Here is a 1787-nt window from a genome sequence, read left to right as displayed (position 1 = left end):
GTCGAGGAGTCGGCCGCCGCCGCCGAGTCCCTGCGTGAGCAGGCTCAGCGCCTGGCCAGTGTGGTGGGGACGTTCAAGCTCCACAGCCACAGCGCAGCCGCGTGAGCAGCGAGTCCGTGACGCCAGACACACCCTCGATCCAAGCCAGCCCCCGCCAGCCCTCAAGTCGGCCCCAGGACGGCCGATGACAGAGCAGACACCCAGCCAGGAGCCACCATGGGCATGATGCATCCCCCTTCCGCATTGCAGGCACCTTCCGCACGTGCCGGCGCCACTCGCCAGCAAGGCGGCCTGACCAAGGAATACCTGACCTTCCGCCTCGGCGGCGAGGAATACGGCATTGACATCCTGAAGGTTCAGGAAATCCGAGGCTACGAAGAGCCCACCCACATCGCCAACTCGCCGGCCTACCTCAAAGGAGTGGTCAACCTGCGCGGCGTGATCGTCCCCATCGTGGACATGCGCATGCGCTTCGGTTGCGAGAAGGTCGAATACAACGGCTTCACGGTCTCCATCATCCTGCACCTTGGCCAACGCGTCGTGGGCATCGTGGTGGACGCCGTCAGCGACGTGATGGAGCTGGCCACCGATGCCATCCGTCCCGCGCCGGAAATGTCCGCGGCCATCGACGCCCGCTACATCACCGGTCTGGGCCAGGTCGGCGATCGCATGCTGATCCTGCTCGACATCGAGAGCCTGATCCTGTCGCCCAGCATGGGGCTGGCAGGTGTGGGCAGCGAGTAAACCCATTCACAGAAACATCGAAAGTCATTCATGCTTGCCAAACTGCGATTCACCCAGAAGATCGGCTTGCTGATCGGTATCGCCCTGGGCGGTTTGCTCCTCATGGTCGGTCTGAGCATCGTCCAGACCCAGCAGCGCATCGAAGCGGGACGCCAGGACATGCTCAAGTCGGCCGTGGAGTCGATGCATGCGATCGTGGCCGGCTTTCACGCCAAGGCCGTGGCCGGTGAAATGACCATGGAAGAGGCCGAAAAGGCTGCAAAGGAAGCTGTTCGCGTTTCCCGCTTTGGTGGAGCAGACGGTCGCGCCGAGTACTTCTACATCTGGTCAATGGACGGGGTCAGCGTGATGCACCCCGTCCGGCCCGAGTGGGCCGGACAGAACAAAACCGAAACGCTCAAGGACGGCAAAGGGCGCTACACGCTGAAGAACATCGTGGCCGCCCTGAGAGCCAGCCCCGATGGTCGCGCCTTCGTCGATACCGACTTCCCCCGGCCTGGCAGCGACGTGCCCGTGCCCAAGCTGCAGTACGTGATGGAGTTCAAACCCTGGAACTGGCTCGTGGGCTCCGGGCTGTACATGGACGATGTGAACGCCCTGGTGCGGTCAGCCCTGGTCGAAACCCTGCTCCTTGGTCTGGCCGTCCTGACCGCCATCGGTGCGGCCGGCGTGGTCATTGCACGAAGCGTCCATCGCCAACTGGGTGGGGATCCTGCCGCAGCCATGCAGGCCATGGAAGAAGTGTCTCGCGGCAACCTGGCCGTGGACCTGGGTCAACCACCTGCGGGCAGCCTGATGGCTGGCTTGAAGGCCATGGTGGGTTCGTTGCGCACCCTGGTGTCCCAGGTGCGCGCCTCCACCGACAGCATCAGCACCGCTTCGACCGAGATTGCCACGGGCAACCAGGACCTGAGCTCACGCACCGAGCAGGCCGCCTCCTCGCTGCAGCAGACCGCTTCCTCCATGGAGCAGCTCACCGGCACCGTCAAGCAGTCCGCCGACGCCGCTCGCCAGGCCAACCAGCTCGCCTCCTCCGCCTCCTC

General features: G+C 64.5%; 2 protein-coding genes. Both read left to right on the top strand.

The window, feature by feature from the left end:
- The first annotated feature begins 222 nt into the window (after positions 1–222).
- Positions 223–744, top strand: coding sequence for a chemotaxis protein CheW (locus C1704_RS17295; protein ID WP_104303987.1), 522 nt, complete (start codon positions 223–225; stop codon positions 742–744).
- Positions 745–774: 30 nt separating this feature from the next.
- Positions 775–1787, top strand: a 1013-nt coding sequence (locus tag C1704_RS17925; protein ID WP_211286964.1) for a cache domain-containing protein, incomplete at its 3' end; no start/stop codon positions are given.

Origin of the sequence: Caldimonas caldifontis (assembly GCF_002930615.1) — a bacterium.
In the GTDB taxonomy this organism is placed as follows: Bacteria; Pseudomonadota; Gammaproteobacteria; order Burkholderiales; family Burkholderiaceae_C; genus Caldimonas; species Caldimonas caldifontis.
Note: the sequence above shows the minus strand (reverse complement) of the source record. Positions and strands in the feature narration are given on the sequence as shown.

What these genes read in the sequence shown, in the direction of transcription:
- C1704_RS17295 (WP_104303987.1), top strand. Translation starts at nt 223, where the DNA reads ATGATGCATCCCCCTTCCGCATTGCAGGCACCTTCCGCACGTGCCGGC.